Source organism: Candidatus Frankia alpina (genome assembly GCF_902806485.1).
GTDB lineage: Bacteria > Actinomycetota > Actinomycetes > Frankiales > Frankiaceae > Frankia > Frankia alpina.
Genome location: NZ_CADCWT010000601.1, coordinates 1 through 397 on the forward strand (window position 1 = coordinate 1; position 397 = coordinate 397).

Annotated in this window: 1 pseudogene; it reads left to right on the forward strand. The window is 64.5% G+C overall.

Annotation, left to right across the window (positions count from 1 at the left end):
• Positions 1-166: 166 nt before the first annotated feature.
• Positions 167-397: pseudogene (locus G6R25_RS24670) on the forward strand (hypothetical protein); the annotation flags it as partial.

Genomic DNA, 397 nt, shown 5'->3' on the forward strand with positions numbered 1-397 from the left:
ATACTCCGCGTAGCAGATCGCAACCTAGAACGATCTTCCCGAGGCCCTGGGGCCGGACCAGGTTCCCGGCCGTCAGATCGGCAGCAGTGACGCGGCTGGGCTGAACGAGGTCTCAGCCTGGCTCGCCGGCGTCAGCCGCGCGCACAACCTGCCGCAGAAACTGTTCATGGTACATCAGTTCACTGAATCGATGCTGCCCGACCGGGCGGCGATCGTGGCCCGGCCCGAACTCGCCACCGTCTTCCATATCGACGGGTTCGGCGTCCGTCAGGACAAACTCGACAAGTACGCACTGCTGGCAGCCCGGGCACCGTTCTTCACCGGGTTCAAGCTTTTCCTCGACGAGGACACGAACATGTTCAGTCCGGCGGAGACGCTGACCCTCACGCCCCCGCCC